The sequence below is a fragment of the Streptomyces eurythermus genome, assembly GCF_014649115.1.
Classification (GTDB): domain Bacteria; phylum Actinomycetota; class Actinomycetes; order Streptomycetales; family Streptomycetaceae; genus Streptomyces; species Streptomyces eurythermus.
This window is the reverse complement of record NZ_BMSK01000010.1, coordinates 55,121-69,751: the sequence shown is the minus strand read 5'-3', so window position 1 is coordinate 69,751 and position 14,631 is coordinate 55,121. Positions and strand designations below refer to the sequence as shown.

The window sequence follows — 14,631 nt, the reverse complement described above, 5'->3', positions numbered from 1 at the left end:
GGGGCGGGCCGGCGCGCGCCCGGTGCGGCCCCCAGCCGGCGGGCCCGAAGCCGGCGGGGCCTGGAATCGGCGGTTCCGGCACGGCCCCACGCGCCACGCCGTATTGACCCCGCCCGGCCCCGCCTCAGGGTCCCGCCCCCGCGCAGGCCGTCCCCGCCCGCCCCTTCAATCCGCCGGTGGCAGTTCGCCCGAGCCGCGGGTGATGAGGCGGGTCGGGAGTTCTATGCGTTCCGGGGCGACCAGGGTGCCGTCCAGCTGGCGGAAGAGGCGTTCGGCGGCCGTGCGGCCGAGGGCCGACGAGTCCTGGGCGACGACCGTGACGCCCGGCTGGAGCAGATCGGCCAGCTCGAAGTCGTCGAAGCCGACGAGCGCGGCCCGGCGGGCCCGCTCGGCCAGCACCCGGACGACGGTGACCGTCACCCGGTTGTTGCCGGCGAAGACCGCGGTCACGGGGTCGGGACCGGCCAGCATCTCCTCCGCCGCCCGGCGCACCCGCTCCGGGTCGGTCGCGCCGAGGGACATCCAGCGCTCCGCCACGGATATCCCGGCGTCCTCCATGGCCGCCCGGTAGCCGCGCAGCCGCTCCGCGGCCGTGTGGATCCGGGGCATGTCGCCGATGAAGCCGATCCGCCGGTGGCCGTGCGCGATGAGGTGGGCGACGCCGTCGCGGGCGCCGCCGAAGTTGTCGGACAGGACCACGTCGGCGTCGATCCGGCCGGCCGGGCGGTCCACGAACACGGTCGCCACGCCGGCCCGGATCTCCGGCTCCAGATACCGGTGGTCGTCCCCGGCCGGGATCACCACCAGCCCGTCCACCCGGCGCGCGCACAGCGCGAGTGCCAGCTCCTGCTCGCGCTCGGGGTCCTCGGCGCTGGAGCCGTTGATCAGCAGCGCGCCGTGGGCGCGGGCCACCTCCTCGACGGCGCGGCTGAGCGGGCCGTAGAAGGGGTCCGCGAGGTCCTCCAGGATCAGCCCGATGCTCGCGGTCCGCCCCTTGCGCAGCACCCGCGCGCTGTCGTTGCGGCGGAAGCCGAGCGCGTCGATCGCCTCCTGCACCCGGCGCTCGGTGTCCGGGGTGACCCCGGGCTCGCCGTTGACCACGCGGGAGACCGTCTTCAGTCCGACCCCGGCGCGGGCCGCCACGTCCTTCATCGTCGGGCGGTTGCCGTACCGGTTCCCGGTGAGGCCGTCTGCGCGGCGGGTGGTCTGGGGCACGTGCGCTGTCCTGTCTGTCGTCCGGCTGTGGTTTTTCCGGTCCACGGGGGTGCGGCATCCGTGGGCTTGTATGAGGATGTGGCGTCGAGCATAGAGCCTGGACAACGTTGTCAGATGCGAGAGAGACTGTCCACCGCTTTCTCCGGCCTGCGCCCCCACCGCCTGACCGGCCTGCTCTCTTTGGTTCTCAAGCTTTCAACGGGGAGATCTGACTCTCATGCACACCGACCTCGTGGCGGCCCTGGACATCGGCGGCACCAAGATCGCCGGCGCGCTGGTGGACGGCGACGGACGCCTTCTGGTCCGCGCCCAGCGCCCGACGCCCGCCCGGCAGGACGGCGAAACGGTCATGCGGGCCGTGGCGGAGGTGCTCGGCGAACTGTCCGGGTCGCCCCTGTGGGACCGCGCCGGCGCGGTCGGCATCGGCAGCGCCGGCCCGGTGGACGCCTCGGCGGGCACCGTGAGTCCGGTGAACGTGCCGGGCTGGCGTGACTTCCCGCTGGTCGACCGGGTGCGTGCGGCCACCGGGGGCCTGCCGGTCGAGCTGATCGGCGACGGGGTCGCGATCACCGCCGCCGAGCACTGGCAGGGCGCCGCGCGGGGCCACGACAACGCGCTGTGCATGGTGGTCTCCACCGGCGTCGGCGGCGGCCTGGTCCTCGGCGGGCGGCTGCACCCGGGACCCACCGGCAACGCCGGGCACATCGGCCACATCAGCGTCGACCTCGACGGCGACCCCTGCCCGTGCGGCGCGCGCGGCTGTGTGGAGCGCATCGCGAGCGGCCCCAACATCGCCCGCCGGGCGCTGGAGCAAGGCTGGCGCCCCGGCCCCGACGGCGACACCTCGGCCGCCGCGGTGGCCGCCGCGGCCCACGCGGGCGACCCGGTCGCCGTCGCCTCCTTCGAGCGGGCGGCGCAGGCGCTGGCCGCCGGGATCGCGGCCACCGCGACCCTGGTCGAGATCGACATCGCGGTGATCGGCGGAGGGGTCGGCAAGGCGGGCGACATCCTGTTCGCCCCGCTGCGCAAGGCCCTCACCGACTACGCGACCCTGTCCTTCGTGCGGCGGCTGACCGTCGTACCCGCCCGGATGGGCACCGACGCCGGCCTGGTCGGCGCGGCGGCGGCGGCCCTGACCCGCACCCCGGACGCGACCGCGGCGAGCCGCTAGGCGTGTGGTCCCGGGGAGCCGGTGACACGCGGGCCGGGTGCGGTCGCCGTCGGCGGCAGTGTCCCGGCCCCGTGGGTCGCCAGGGTCACCGCCGTCGTGTCTGCGCTCAGCCGAGGAGGGCGCGAGAGCACTCGAACAGGGCGATCTGATCCGCGATCCAGGGATCGGCCGGTGCCGGATGTCCCGCGATCCGGCGGGCCTGCTCCAGCTGTCCCGCGATCCAGGGGTCCGGCCGGTCGCCCGGCCGGTGGTGGTGCCGGGCGTGAGCCGGGCCGGCGGTGGCCACCGCGTCGGCGTGCGCGTCGAGGGCGGAGGGGGCCGCGGAGGCGGTCCCGGCCGCGGCCAGGGCAACGGCGCTCACGAGGGCGAGTGAGGCGCCGGCCGTGGCCGCGCGCCGCTTGAAACCGTGCATGATCTTCTACTCCCTTGGCGCTGGGTTTCGCGGCGAGTCCCCACCCTGCGCGCCGCCAATATGGTTGAAGCATAAACTAAAAATCGTGAAAGCGGCCATCGCTGAGTGATGGTGACGGGTGTCACGTCAAACAGGGGCAAAAGGTGTCATTCTCAATGTCGTGCAGCCTTCAACCATCGCTGCGGGGGCCTTGCGCGCCGCCCGCCGCACACACCTGGTGTTCGCCGTCAAGACGCTGATCGCGGCCCTGCTCGCCTGGGCCGCGGCGGGCCTGTGCGTGCCCGCGGACCCGCCGTATCTGGCGGTCGCCACGGCCCTGCTCATGGTCAACGCCTCCACGGTGTACCAGTCGGTGACGCGGTCGGCGCAGAGTGTGCTCGCGCGCTTGGCCGGGCTGATGCTGGCGCTGGTCGCCGTCCGGCTGCTGGGGCCCACCGCGGCGGCCGTCGCGGTGATCGTCGTCGTCCCCACGCTGGCGGGCCCGCGACGTACGGCCGACGACCGGATGCAGGTCGCCTCGATCGCGGTCGTCGGCCTGGCCGCCGCGGCGACCGAACCCGTGGGCGGCCTGATGTCCTCCGTGCTGCAGACCCTCGTCGGCGCCGTGGTGGGCGTCACCGTCCACGCGCTCGTCCTGCCTCCCCTCTATGTCGAGGAGTCGGATTCCGCCGTACGCTCCCTCGCCCGCACGATGGGAACGCTCCTGCGGGACATGGGCACCGGCCTGCGGCACCGGCGTCTCGCCACGGAGTCCCACGTGTGGTTGCGCAGGGCGCGCAAGCTGGACGAGTGCCTGTCCCGCGCGGAGGAGCAGGTGCGGCAGGCCGAGGAGAGCCTGCGCTGGAACACCCGGTGCGCGGCACACGCGCACCGCGGCGGATCGGTCGACAGCGTGGCCTTCAAAGCCTTGCGGGGCATATCCCTCCAGGTGCGCGGCATCGCCAGGACGCTGGTGGACGACGTGTTCGACGGGCGCGCCGGCAGCCGGCTCGGCCGCCGGTTCCTCGACCGCTACGCCGAGATCCTGCAGTGGGCGGGGGCCGCCGTGCTCGAGTTCGTCGAGCCCGCGCCGCAGCACGGCCCGGCCGGCGTCACCCCCAGGGAGCGGCTGCGCGGCGCGATCGAGGGTGCGCTGGCCTGGCACGAGTCGATGACCGGCCTGGTCCGCGGGGGCGGCCTCGCCGAGCCCGGCGCATGGCATGTGTACGGCTCCCTCATGACCGATGTGGAGCGGATCCTGGCCGACCTGGATCACGCCCATTGGCGGAGCGAGCGCCTCGCCCGCAGGGCGGGACGGTGAGCCGGGCCCGCGGCGTTCCCGGCGAGGGCGGGGCGGCTCAGGAGCTGTCTTCGAGGAAACGGGTGAGATGGTGCTCCAGGTCCAGCGCCTCACTCTCCCGCTCCGCGGGCACCAGCCGATAGGTGCGGCAGAGCCACTTTCTGACGGGGTTCAGCGCGGTGGTCAGATGCGCGGATCCGCCCGGCGCGGACAGGGTGACGTGGAGCAGTGCCCGTCCGTCGGCGCGGGTCGGCCAGATCCGCACGTCCCCTTCTCCCGCCGGTGCCGACAGGCCCTCGGTGAGCAGTTCGCGCGCGAAGACCCACAGCACCGGCCCGGAGGGGGCGCGGTCGAACCGGAACTGCACCGCGAGCGGTTCGTCGGCCCGGTAGCGAAGGCGGGTCGGCACGGTGACGCGTACACCCTCGGGGCCTGTCAGCTCCATGTCGAGTGCGTGGTCCACGTAGTTGGTCATGGTCGGCTCGATGCGTCCCGGGGACCGGGCGCCGGAGCCGGACGGCGGGCGGCCGTCCGGCTCCGGCGCCGTAGCGGTCCGTCGGATCAGCGCAGGAGATCCCTGTCGAAGCCGTACAGGTCACCGGTCGTCAGGATCCACCGGCCGTGGTCCCACCGGTAGAGGCGGACGCCGTCGTAGCGGTACGCGCGACCGTGGTCGTGGCTGTACCGGTCGCGGCCGTCCCGCGCCCGGTCGCGGTGTCCGTCCGAGCGGTGCTCGCCGCGGAACTCCTCGCGGCCGACCCGGTGGTGACGGTGCTGCTCACCGGCGCTGTCCCGGTCGTACCCGACCCGGTGGGCGACCTGGCGGCCCCGGATCTCGTGGCGGGTGTTCCGGTCGTCGCCGTGCGAGCGGTGGTCCCGCTCCGGCATGGCCACGACCTTGTGACCGGTTGCCGGGTTCTCGGCGGCGGATGCCGTGCCGCCCACGGTCAGCAGCGTGCCGACGGCGGCGATGAGGGTGACGGCCGCGGTGGTGGCGCGCCGTCCAAGGGTGAGATTCATGATCTTCCTCCTGTACAGACACCGGCACAGGGGGTGTTCGTGCCGGTATCGTCCCGATTGGGCGGGACAGGAGTGACAGTACTCCCAGGAAGTTGAACGTTAAACGTTGCTGGGGGTGATGTAGGCGACACCGCCGAACCGGGGCCCTTCGGGCGGGCCCCGGCGGCGTGCTGATGGGCCCGGCTCCCCGCTTCGGCGTCCGCTCCCGGGTGTTCAGCAGCTCAGGCGGGCGTCCGCCCAGTCCGCGTGGTCGGAGTCGGTGCCGTCGCCGCCGTCGGTGACGACGAGCCGGATCACCTGGGCGCCGGTGATGTCGGCGGTGAGGGACTGCGCGGGCATCGCGTTGGTGAGCACACCGGAGGCGGCGGCCCGCGTGTCGTCCGCAAGGATCTCGAAGGCGACGCTGCCCTTGGCGCCCTTCTCGTCGTCCACGCCGACCGACGCGGTGACCTTCTCGCAGGCCCCGCCGGTGTAGAAGGCGATGTCGCCGCGCGCGTGCACGCCGAGCCCCTTGGCGTACACCGTGCCGCCGATGGTGAGCGGACGGCCGTCGCCCGCGGCCTTCTCGCCGTTGCTGGTGTCGCGCTCCACCGGCCCGAAGCCGTTGGCGGCCGACATCCACGGCAGATCACTGAGGTACGACGTCCCGGACGGCGGCGGTACGACCACGGACGCGGTCAGCGGCACCGTGCTGGTGACCGGCGTGCCCGACGGCGACCGGTAACTCGCCCGCAGCGTGAGGCCGTAGGAGCCCGTCGGGGTGCCGGCCGGGACGGTCAGCCGCCAGCCGGTGCGCAGCGTCCGCCCGGTGCGGAGGGCGGCGGCCGAGGTCGCCGAGGTGGCCCGTATGCCCCAGCCGGCCGGGCCGGTCAGCGCCACGGACACGCGGCGCGCGGGCGTGCGCCCGAGGTCGGTGACGGTGCTGGTGAGGGTGACCGGGGTACCCGCCGTCAGCAACAGGCCGCCGTCCAGGCCCAGTTCGACGGCGGGCGGATACGCGGCCCAGTGCCGGTCGGCCGCGACGCGCAGCAGGACCGTGCCATGGGCGGGGACGGTGGCGGCGAGGGTGCCGGCGGTGTTGTACGTGCGGTGCTGCCACAGGTCGCGCACGGCGTAGCCGTCGGCGCGGGGCATGCCGACCGCGCCCGCGCTGGTGGCGATCCGCTGGGCGGTGCCGGACTCGTTGAAGAGGGCCACCGCGCGGCTGCCGTCCGCCATCTGCTTGGCGACGACCCAGCGTCCGCCCGCGGAGGAGACGACCGTGCCCTGCTTGCCGAGCGGGTCCTGGTCGACGGCGATGACCTCGGTGTTGCCCAGGATGTCGTAGGTCGCCTGGGAGGCCTTGCGCAGGTCGGTGCCGATGAGCAGCGGCGCGGCCATGACCGACCAGAGGGAGAAGTGCGAGCGGTACTCGGTGTCCGTCATGCCGCCGTTGCCGACCTCCAGCATGTCGGGGTCGTTCCAGCGGCCGGGGCCGGCGTACCGGGCGAGGGGGAGGTTCTGCTTCAGGATCGACAGCACCGAGGGCCAGTTGTCCTTGATGTCGCCGGTGGTCCGCCACAGGTGGCCGATGTCCCCGGCCCACTCCCAGGGCTTGTTCTCGCCCCATTCGCAGATGCTGTAGACGATGGGCCGGCCGGTCGCCTTGAGGGCGTCGCGCATGGTCCGGTAGCGCTGTCGGGCGTCCAGGCCCTGGTTGTTGCAGTTGTCGTACTTCAGGTAGTCCACGCCCCAGTCGGCGAACTGCCGTGCGTCCTCGTACTCGTGGCCCAGGGCGCCCGGAAGGCCCACGCTGTCACAGGTCCTGGTGCCGGCGCTGGTGTAGATGCCGAGCTTGAGCCCTTTGGAGTGGACGTAGTCCGCGACCGCCTTGATGCCGTTCGGGAAGCGCACCGGGTCGGGCACCAGCCGGCCGGCGGCGTCGCGCTGGGGCAGGGCCCAGCAGTCGTCCAGGTTGACGTACTGGTAGCCGGCCTTCTTCAGTCCCTTCTCCACGAAGATGTCCGCGATGCCCTTGACCATGCTTTCGTTGAACTCCGCCCGGCAGTAGGTGGAGTTCCAGTTGTTGAAGCCCATCGGCGGGGTGAGGGCGAGGCCGTCGTCCAGGGACGCGGACGCGGTCCGCGCCGCCGGGGCCGGCGCGGAGGCCGCCAGGGCGGGGGCGGCGAGGCCCGTCGCGCACAGCAGTCCGGCGCCGAGCGCTCCGGCGACTCTGAAACGGGTGGTGCGGCTGTGAGGGTGACGCATCGTCGACGTTCCTCCCACTCGCGAAACGCGGATGACGGCATGCGCGCGTCATGAATGCGCGCTCACGGTAGGGCGTGTCGGACTGTGTCGGAAGGGGCGTTCAGGCCGGGCGTGGCATTGTTCGGATGTGTTCGATCGCCGGGAGCGGCGGTCCGAGAGGGGGAAAGCTTCCGCGATCCGCGTGACCCCCGGCCGCTCCCCGCAGTTGATCAGCGCATGAAGAAGCGCAGCATGCTCGCCATCGCCACCCTCGCCGCCGGATTCGTCGTGGCCGCCGTCTCCCCCTCCCACGCGGCGGTCGACCGTCCGCTCGACGTGTCGGACACAGTGGACGAGGTCGGTGACCTCGTCGCCCACGACAGCCTGGACCTCGGCGACTCCGTCCTCGACCGCGACTGACCCGCGGCCCCGGGGCGTCCGTGCCGGTGTCTCCGTCACAGGGGACGCCGGCACTTCCGCGTATACGCGCGGGCAGGCGCCCTCAACGGCGGCGGGTTTCCATGGCAGGGTGGAGCGGGCAATCCTCAGGGGGCCAACAGAAGAGGGGGAGTCCGTGACCGTCGTCTGGATCAACGGCGCGTTCGGTGCGGGGAAGACCACGACCGCACGTGAACTGATCGAACTGATCCCGAACAGCGCGCTCTTCGACCCCGAGATCATCGGCGGGGCACTGACGCACCTGCTGCCGCCCAAGCGCCTCGCCGAGGCAGGCGACTTCCAGGACCTGCCGATCTGGCGCCGGCTCGTGGTCGACACGGCCGCCGCGATGCTCACCGAGCTGGGCGGCACCCTCGTGGTGCCGATGACCCTGCTCCGCCAGGAGTACCGCGACGAGATCTTCGGCGGGCTCGCCGCCCGCCGCATCCCGGTACACCATCTGCTCCTCGCCCCCACCGAAACGATCCTGCGGGAGCGGATAGCCGGCCGGGAGATCCCGCCCGAGACACCCGACGGCGAGATACGCGTCCGGCAGTGGTCCTCCGACCACATCGAGCCCTACCGAGCCGCCCTCGCCTCCTGGCTCACCGCCGACGCCCACCCGCTCGACACCAGCGCCCTCACCCCGTACGAGACCGCCGTCCGCATCGCCGAGGCCGTCGGCAACGGCGCCGTACCCGCCTGCGACATCGTGCAGACCCCCGAGCCGACCGCCGAGACGCTCGCCGCCGGGGTGCTGCTCTTCGACGAGCACGACCGGGTGCTGCTCGTCGACCCCACCTACAAGCCGGGCTGGGAGTTCCCCGGCGGCGTGGTGGAACGCGGCGAGGCGCCGGCCCGCGCCGGGATGCGCGAGGTCGCCGAGGAGACCGGGATACACCTGCGCGAGGTGCCCCGGCTGCTGGTCGTGGACTGGGAACGCCCCACTCCGCCCGGCTACGGCGGGCTGCGGCTGCTCTTCGACGGCGGCCGGCTGGGCCCCGGCGAGGCCTCCCGGGTGCTGCTGCCCGGACCCGAGCTGCGCGCCTGGCGGTTCGCCACCGAGCAGGAGGCCGCCGCGATGCTGCCCCCGGTCCGCTACGAGCGGCTGCGCTGGGCGCTGCGCGCCCGGGAACGGGGCAGCGCGCTCTACCTGGAGGCGGGGGTGCCGGTCGGCTGATCCCGTCGTGCGGCTAACCGAGCGAGCGGAGCACGGCGGCGGCGCCGGACAGCACCGGGTCGCCGTGGCCGAAGCACGCGACCTCCGCTCCGAGGTCCGCCAGCAGGCGTATCGAGGCGAGGAGTCGCGCCCGGTCCAGGTTGAACACCCCGGGGACCGGCGTCCCGTCGTCCGGTGCCGCCGCCACCGTGTCCCCGGTGAACAGCACGCCGTGCGCGGGCAGGAACACCGCGATGCTGCCGTCCGTGTGCCCGGGGACGTGCACCACCCGGGCGCCGCCGCCGAAGCCCAGCACATCACCGTCGGACAACTCGGTGAGCGAGGCCGGCGGCACCGGGGGGCCCGGGGGCAACTGCGCGAGGGCCGCCGCGTGCAGGGGCCGCTCCCACTCCTCCGTCCGCGGCGGCGGGCCCGGCCGTTCCCCGCGGACGAACGGGGCGTCCACGTGGTGCGCCAGCACCTCCGCCCCGCTCAGCGCCGCGAACTCGCCCGCTCCGCCGACGTGATCCTCGTGGAAGTGGGTGAGCACGACGCGTCGTACGTCCCGGGGATCGTGCCCCAGCGCGGTGACCGCGTCGGCGATCGGCCGGCCGGCGCCGACCGGGCCCGCGTCGATCAGGGTCAACTCCTCGTCGTCGCGCCAGAGATAGGCCTGGCCGACGGGAAAGCGGAACAGGTGCAGCCGGGGCAGCAGTTCGATGACGTCCATGCACCGACCGTAAAGAGGCCCCCGCCCGCGGGCGAGGGCCCTCTGCGGTGGGCAGAAGAGATCAGCCCGCCGCGTAATTGCGCAGGAACAGCGCCTCGGCCACGGACAGCCGCTCCAGCTCCTCGGGGGACACGCTCTCGTCGACCGCGTGGATCTGCGCCTCCGGCTCGCTCAGCCCGATGAGCAGGATCTCCGCCCGCGGGTACAGCGCGGCGAGGGTGTTGCACAGCGGGATGGAGCCGCCCTGACCCGCGTACTGCATGGTCTCGCCGGGGTAGGCCACCGCCATCGCCTCGGCCATCGCCTCATAGGCGGGGCTGGAGGTGTCGGCGCTGAACGGCTGGCCCTGGCCGATCTGCTCGACGGTGACCCGGGCACCCCACGGGGTGTGCGCCTCTATGTGCGCCTGGAGCAGCTTGCCGGCCTCCGCCGCGTCCGTGCCCGGCGGCACCCGCAGGCTCACCAGGGCACCGGCACTGGACTGCACCGACGGGGTGGCGCCGACCACCGGCGGGCAGTCGATGCCGAGCACGGTGACCGCCGGGCGGGCCCAGATGCGGTCGGCGACCGAGCCCTCACCGATCAGCCCGACGCCGTCCAGCACCTTGGCGTCCGCGCGGAACTGCTCCTCGGTGTACTCCAGGCCGTCCCACCGCGCCGTGGCGTCCAGGCCGTCGACGGTGGTGGAGCCGTCCTCGCCGCGCAGCGAGTCCAGTACCCGGATCAGCGCGGCCAGCGCGTCCGGGGCGGCACCCCCGAACTGGCCCGAGTGCAGATTGCCGGCCAGGGTGTCGACCCGCACCCGGACCAGGGTCATCCCGCGCAGGGTGGTGGTCACGGTCGGCAGACCGACCCGGAAGTTGCCCGCGTCGCCGATGACGATCGTGTCCGCCGCCAGCAGCTCGGGGTGCTGCTCGGCGTACCGCTCCAGGCCGCCCGTGCCCTGCTCCTCCGAGCCCTCCACGATCACCTTCACATGCACCGGGACGCCGCCGTTCGCCTTCAGGGCGCGCAGGGCGAGCAGATGCAGGATGAAGCCGCCCTTGCAGTCGGCGGTCCCGCGGCCGTACCAGCGGCCGTCACGCTCGGTCAGCTCGAACGGCGGAGTGGTCCAGCCGGCCTCGTCCAGCGGGGGCTGCACGTCGTAGTGCGCGTACAGCAGGACCGTCTTGGCGCCCTCCGGACCCGGCAGGTAGCCGTACACCGACTGCGTGCCGTCGGGGGTGTCCAGCAGGGCCACGTCCGTGAATCCCTCGGCCCGCAGCGCGTCGGCGACCCAGCCCGCGGCGGCCTCGCTCTCGCTCCTCGGGAACTGTGAGAAGTCCGCCACCGACCTGAAGGCGACCAGTTCGGCCAGCTCCGCCTTCGCCCGGGGCAGCAGCGAGGCGACGGTCTCGGCGAGCGGATTCGACGGCATGGGCACGCTCCTCGTGGGTGCGACGTGGTACGGGGTGAGTACAACGATCCTCCCACAGCGGATCGCCCGGACGACCGCCGTAGGATGCGACAGACACTTGGCAGCGGCTTGAGCGGAGCGGTAGACCATCGTGAGCGGCGAGAACTCTTCAGCGGACGACGTGCGGCGGGTGTGGGACGTCGTCGTGGTGGGCGCGGGCCCGGCGGGCGCCTCGGCCGCCTACGCGGCGGCGGTCGCGGGACGGCGTGTGCTGTTGCTGGAGAAAGCCGAGCTGCCGCGGTACAAGACGTGCGGCGGCGGCATCATCGGCCCCTCGCGCGACGCGCTGCCGCCCGGCTTCGAACTCCCCTTCCGGGACCGGGTGCACGCCGTCACGTTCTCCCACAACGGCCGCTTCACCCGCACCCGCCGCTCCAAGCAGATGCTCTTCGGCCTGATCAACCGGCCCGAGTTCGACCAGCAGCTGGTCGAGCACGCCCAGAAGGCGGGCGCCGAGCTGCGCACGGGCGTCACGGTCCAGCGGGTCGAGCAGCACGGCTCGGCGGTGCCGGACCGGCGCACGGTCGCCGTCGTCCTCCAGGGCGGGGAGACGGTGCTGGCCCGCGCGGTCGTCGGCGCCGACGGCAGCGCCAGCCGGATAGGAGCCCACGTCGGCGTGAAGCTCGACCAGGTCGACCTCGGCCTGGAGGCGGAGATCCTGGTGCCCGAGACCGTCGCCGAGGACTGGAAGGGACGCGTCCTCATCGACTGGGGGCCGCTGCCGGGCAGTTACGGCTGGGTGTTCCCGAAGGGCGACACGCTGACCGTCGGCGTGATCTCCGCGCGCGGTGAGGGAGCCGCCACCAAGCGGTACCTGGAGGACTTCATCGCCCGGCTGGGTCTCGCCGGGTTCGAGCCGTCCCTCTCCTCCGGGCATCTGACCCGCTGCCGCGCCGACGACTCGCCGCTGTCCCGGGGCCGGGTACTGGTCTGCGGCGACGCGGCGGGCCTGGTCGAGCCCTGGACCCGCGAGGGCATCTCCTTCGCGCTGCGCTCCGGCCGGCTGGCGGGGGAGTGGGCGGTGCGCATCGCCGAGGCGCACGACGCGGTGGACACCCGGCGCCAGGCCCTGAACTACGCGTTCGCGATCAAGGCGGGGCTCGGCGTCGAGATGAGCGTCGGCAAGCGGCTGCTGTCCGTGTTCGAGCGGCGCCCGGGCCTGTTCCACGCGGCGCTCACCGGCTTCCGTCCGGCGTGGCGGGCGTTCCGGGACATCACCACGGGCGCCACCTCCCTGGCCGAGATCGTCCGCTCCCGCCCGATCGCCCAGCGCGCCCTGACCGCGCTCGACCGCCGGCCGGCACCTCCGGCGGAGCCCGCCACGGAGGAGCCGGCCGGTACCTGACGGGGACGGGGCCTGGCGCGCCGAACGCGGATTCCGGCTGAGCAGGGGGCCGGCTGGGCGCGCGGTCCGGCTGGGCGCGCGGTCTCGGGCGGATGGGCCGTACGGGCGCATGGGCCGGCCGGGCGTGCGCGCCGTTCGGCCGCGGTGCCCGCGTCTGCCCGAAGTCGGCCCTGTCCGGCTCACCGAGCGGCAGTGGGAGGTGAAGGTGCCGGCGGGCATGGGCCTGTCCGAAGAGCCCGCCGGCTGGTGGCCGGCCCACTCACCGCGCAGACGCACGTCAGCCGGACGATGCTCCAGCCGGGCGCCCGGGCCGGGCCCCACTCGTCGTGCCGGCCTACGAGTCCGGGCCGGGCCGGCCGGGCCTGGCCTGCCACCGGAAACGCAGCAGGACGCTGATCACCCGGGCCATGAACACGAGCGGCGCGACCACCAGGCCCAGCCGGAACAGCACCGTGGACAGCAGGTGGGGCAGGTCGAAGAGCAGCGCGGGCCCGGCCACGGCCCCGAACAGCACCGCCGCCGCGAACGCGGCGCTGACCAGCGCGTACCCGATCTCGACCGTCACCGCGTCCCGCTCCGCCTGGCTGCGGCGGCCCCCGTGTGCGTCCATGCCGTCAGCCTCGCAGAGGTGCGCCCGGCGGGCAACGAATGCCCGCCGGGCGCACCTTGGAGGCGGTCCCCCTAGTCGCGGACCGGTACCCGGTCGGCGTCCGCCTCCTTCACGGTGGACCTGGCGACCACGACCGAGTGGGCCGTCGGCCGGGACCGGCGCAGTCCGCTGAGCGACAGCAGCAGTCCCACGACGGCGACGATCGTGACCACGATGAGGCCGGGCCGGTAGCTGTCCAGGACGGCCTGCGGGGTGGCGTTCTCGGGGGCGTGCGCGGTGACCACCGCCGTCACCACGGCCAGGAAGATCGCGCCGCCCACCTGCACCGAGGTGTTCAGCAGCCCCGAGACCATGCCCTGCTCGTGCTCGTCCACCCCGTTGGTGGCCTGGACGTTCAGGGACGGGTAGGACAGGGCGAAGCCCGCGCCGACCAGCAGCATGGTCGGCAGGATCACGGACGCGTAGACCGGGTCGAGGTCGATGCGCAGGAACAGCGCGTACCCGGCCGTCATCAGGACGAAGCCCAGCACGATCAGCCGTCCCGTGCCGAACCGGTCGATGACGGTGCCGACCTTGGTCGCCGAGAGCGCCACCAGCGCACCCGCCGGCAGGAACGCCAGCGCCGTGTGCAGGGCGGACCAGCCCAGCACCTGCTGCATGTAGAGCGTGACCAGGAACTGGAAGCCCGTGTAGCTGCCGACGAAGGTCAGCGCGCCGAGCTGGGCCCGGACCTGGGAGCCGGAGCGCAGCACCCCGAGCCGGATCAGCGGGCTGGGGCTGCGCCGCTCGACGCGGACGAACACGATCAGCATCACGGCCACGGCGGCGAAGGACAGGATCGTGCGGGCCGACGCCCATCCGGCCTCGGGTGCCTGGACGACGGTGAAGACCAGCAGCAGCATCGAGGCGGTGCCGAGGACGGCGCCCGGGACGTCGTAGCCGCCGTGGCCGCGTTCCCGCCCGCCGCGCGGCAGCAGCTTCATGCCCACGAGCAGGGCGATCAGCGCGACCGGCGCCGGGAGCAGCATGGTGAACCGCCAGCTGGCCTCCGTGAGCAGGCCGGAGAAGACGAGGCCCAGGGAGTATCCGGTGGCGGCGCAGGTGGTGTAGATCGACAGGGCCCGGTTGCGCAGCGGGCCCTCCGGGAACGTGGTGGCGATGATCGACAGGCCGGCCGGTGCCGTGAAGGCCGCGCTGAGGCCCTTGACGAAGCGGCTCGCGATCAGCAGCGGGCCGGAGTCCACGAGCCCGCCGAGCAGCGAGGCCAGGGCGAAGACGGCGAGCGCCACCAGGAACACCTGGCGCCGGCCGAGGAGATCGGCGGTCCGGCCGCCGAGGAGGAGCAGGCCGCCGTAGCCCAGGATGTAGCCGCTGACGACCCACTGCAGGGTCGACGTCGACAGGCCGAGTTCCGAGCCTATGGACGGCAGTGCGACGCCGACCATCGACACGTCGAGCGCGTCCAGGAACATCGCGGCGCACAGCACCAGGAGGGTGCCCCACAGCCGGGGAGTCCAGCGCGCGGCCGGGGACGGGGCCGCGGAGGTGGTGAGCGGAGAAGTCATGGCGA

General features: G+C 73.6%; 14 protein-coding genes. 5 read left to right on the top strand and 9 right to left on the bottom strand.

What is annotated here, in order from left to right:
- Window positions 1–165: 165 nt before the first annotated feature.
- On the bottom strand, window positions 166–1,215 hold the full coding sequence (locus tag IE251_RS20105; RefSeq protein ID WP_189754375.1) for a LacI family DNA-binding transcriptional regulator: 1,050 nt from the start codon (window positions 1,213–1,215) through the stop codon (window positions 166–168).
- A gap of 217 nt (window positions 1,216–1,432) precedes the next feature.
- On the opposite strand from IE251_RS20105, the gene IE251_RS20100 reads away from it, so the two are divergent.
- Window positions 1,433–2,386, top strand: coding sequence for an ROK family protein (locus IE251_RS20100; protein WP_189754374.1), 954 nt, complete (start codon window positions 1,433–1,435; stop codon window positions 2,384–2,386).
- Between the two features lie 106 nt (window positions 2,387–2,492).
- Here IE251_RS20100 and IE251_RS20095 read toward each other — a convergent pair whose 3' ends face one another.
- The gene (locus tag IE251_RS20095) at window positions 2,493–2,798 is read right to left on the bottom strand and encodes a hypothetical protein (protein WP_189754373.1); all 306 of its coding nucleotides are present in this window, start codon (window positions 2,796–2,798) and stop codon (window positions 2,493–2,495) included.
- A gap of 160 nt (window positions 2,799–2,958) precedes the next feature.
- Between IE251_RS20095 and IE251_RS20090 the strand changes: the two genes are divergently transcribed.
- Window positions 2,959–4,098 carry an aromatic acid exporter family protein gene (locus tag IE251_RS20090; RefSeq protein WP_189754372.1) on the top strand — a complete coding sequence of 380 codons (1,140 nt, stop codon included), beginning with the start codon at window positions 2,959–2,961 and terminating at the stop codon, window positions 4,096–4,098.
- Window positions 4,099–4,135: 37 nt separating this feature from the next.
- On the opposite strand, the gene IE251_RS20085 is transcribed toward IE251_RS20090, so the two are convergent.
- The 3 genes from IE251_RS20085 to IE251_RS20075 all read right to left on the bottom strand — a co-directional run bounded on the left by IE251_RS20085 (window position 4,136) and on the right by IE251_RS20075 (window position 7,344).
- Complete coding sequence (locus IE251_RS20085; protein WP_189754371.1) at window positions 4,136–4,552, bottom strand: SsgA family sporulation/cell division regulator; 417 nt, start codon at window positions 4,550–4,552, stop codon at window positions 4,136–4,138.
- Window positions 4,553–4,638: 86 nt separating this feature from the next.
- Window positions 4,639–5,097, bottom strand: a complete 459-nt coding sequence (locus tag IE251_RS20080) for a hypothetical protein (protein ID WP_189754370.1) — start codon at window positions 5,095–5,097, stop codon at window positions 4,639–4,641.
- A gap of 213 nt (window positions 5,098–5,310) precedes the next feature.
- Window positions 5,311–7,344, bottom strand: coding sequence for an NPCBM/NEW2 domain-containing protein (locus tag IE251_RS20075; RefSeq protein WP_189754369.1), 2,034 nt, complete (start codon window positions 7,342–7,344; stop codon window positions 5,311–5,313).
- A 216-nt stretch (window positions 7,345–7,560) separates the two neighbouring features.
- Here IE251_RS20075 and IE251_RS20070 point away from each other — a divergent pair, with 216 nt between their 5' ends.
- Window positions 7,561–7,743, top strand: coding sequence for a hypothetical protein (locus IE251_RS20070; RefSeq protein WP_030775486.1), 183 nt, complete (start codon window positions 7,561–7,563; stop codon window positions 7,741–7,743).
- A 154-nt stretch (window positions 7,744–7,897) separates the two neighbouring features.
- Entirely contained in the window at window positions 7,898–8,941 is a 1,044-nt protein-coding gene (locus IE251_RS20065) for an NUDIX hydrolase (RefSeq protein WP_189754368.1), read from the top strand.
- Between the two features lie 13 nt (window positions 8,942–8,954).
- On the opposite strand, the gene IE251_RS20060 is transcribed toward IE251_RS20065, so the two are convergent.
- Both IE251_RS20060 and IE251_RS20055 read right to left on the bottom strand, forming a co-directional pair.
- The gene (locus IE251_RS20060; RefSeq protein WP_189754367.1) at window positions 8,955–9,650 is read right to left on the bottom strand and encodes an MBL fold metallo-hydrolase; all 696 of its coding nucleotides are present in this window, start codon (window positions 9,648–9,650) and stop codon (window positions 8,955–8,957) included.
- A 61-nt stretch (window positions 9,651–9,711) separates the two neighbouring features.
- Window positions 9,712–11,067: a dipeptidase gene (locus tag IE251_RS20055; RefSeq protein ID WP_030775494.1), complete on the bottom strand. Its 1,356-nt coding sequence runs from the start codon at window positions 11,065–11,067 to the stop codon at window positions 9,712–9,714.
- 130 nt (window positions 11,068–11,197) lie between these two features.
- On the opposite strand from IE251_RS20055, the gene IE251_RS20050 reads away from it, so the two are divergent.
- Window positions 11,198–12,451 carry a geranylgeranyl reductase family protein gene (locus IE251_RS20050; RefSeq protein WP_189754366.1) on the top strand — a complete coding sequence of 418 codons (1,254 nt, stop codon included), beginning with the start codon at window positions 11,198–11,200 and terminating at the stop codon, window positions 12,449–12,451.
- Between the two features lie 334 nt (window positions 12,452–12,785).
- Here IE251_RS20050 and IE251_RS20045 read toward each other — a convergent pair whose 3' ends face one another.
- Entirely contained in the window at window positions 12,786–13,061 is a 276-nt protein-coding gene (locus IE251_RS20045; RefSeq protein WP_189754365.1) for a DUF6332 family protein, read from the bottom strand.
- A gap of 71 nt (window positions 13,062–13,132) precedes the next feature.
- Window positions 13,133–14,626, bottom strand: coding sequence for an MFS transporter (locus tag IE251_RS20040; RefSeq protein ID WP_189754364.1), 1,494 nt, complete (start codon window positions 14,624–14,626; stop codon window positions 13,133–13,135).
- Window positions 14,627–14,631 lie beyond the last annotated feature (5 nt).

What these genes read in the sequence shown, in the direction of transcription:
- IE251_RS20075 (WP_189754369.1), bottom strand. Translation starts at nt 7,344, where the DNA reads ATGCGTCACCCTCACAGCCGCACCACCCGTTTCAGAGTCGCCGGAGCG.
- IE251_RS20045 (WP_189754365.1), bottom strand. Translation starts at nt 13,061, where the DNA reads ATGGACGCACACGGGGGCCGCCGCAGCCAGGCGGAGCGGGACGCGGTG.
- IE251_RS20085 (WP_189754371.1), bottom strand. Translation starts at nt 4,552, where the DNA reads ATGACCAACTACGTGGACCACGCACTCGACATGGAGCTGACAGGCCCC.
- IE251_RS20070 (WP_030775486.1), top strand. Translation starts at nt 7,561, where the DNA reads ATGAAGAAGCGCAGCATGCTCGCCATCGCCACCCTCGCCGCCGGATTC.
- IE251_RS20055 (WP_030775494.1), bottom strand. Translation starts at nt 11,067, where the DNA reads ATGCCGTCGAATCCGCTCGCCGAGACCGTCGCCTCGCTGCTGCCCCGG.
- IE251_RS20060 (WP_189754367.1), bottom strand. Translation starts at nt 9,650, where the DNA reads ATGGACGTCATCGAACTGCTGCCCCGGCTGCACCTGTTCCGCTTTCCC.
- IE251_RS20100 (WP_189754374.1), top strand. Translation starts at nt 1,433, where the DNA reads ATGCACACCGACCTCGTGGCGGCCCTGGACATCGGCGGCACCAAGATC.
- IE251_RS20095 (WP_189754373.1), bottom strand. Translation starts at nt 2,798, where the DNA reads ATGCACGGTTTCAAGCGGCGCGCGGCCACGGCCGGCGCCTCACTCGCC.
- IE251_RS20040 (WP_189754364.1), bottom strand. Translation starts at nt 14,626, where the DNA reads ATGACTTCTCCGCTCACCACCTCCGCGGCCCCGTCCCCGGCCGCGCGC.
- IE251_RS20080 (WP_189754370.1), bottom strand. Translation starts at nt 5,097, where the DNA reads ATGAATCTCACCCTTGGACGGCGCGCCACCACCGCGGCCGTCACCCTC.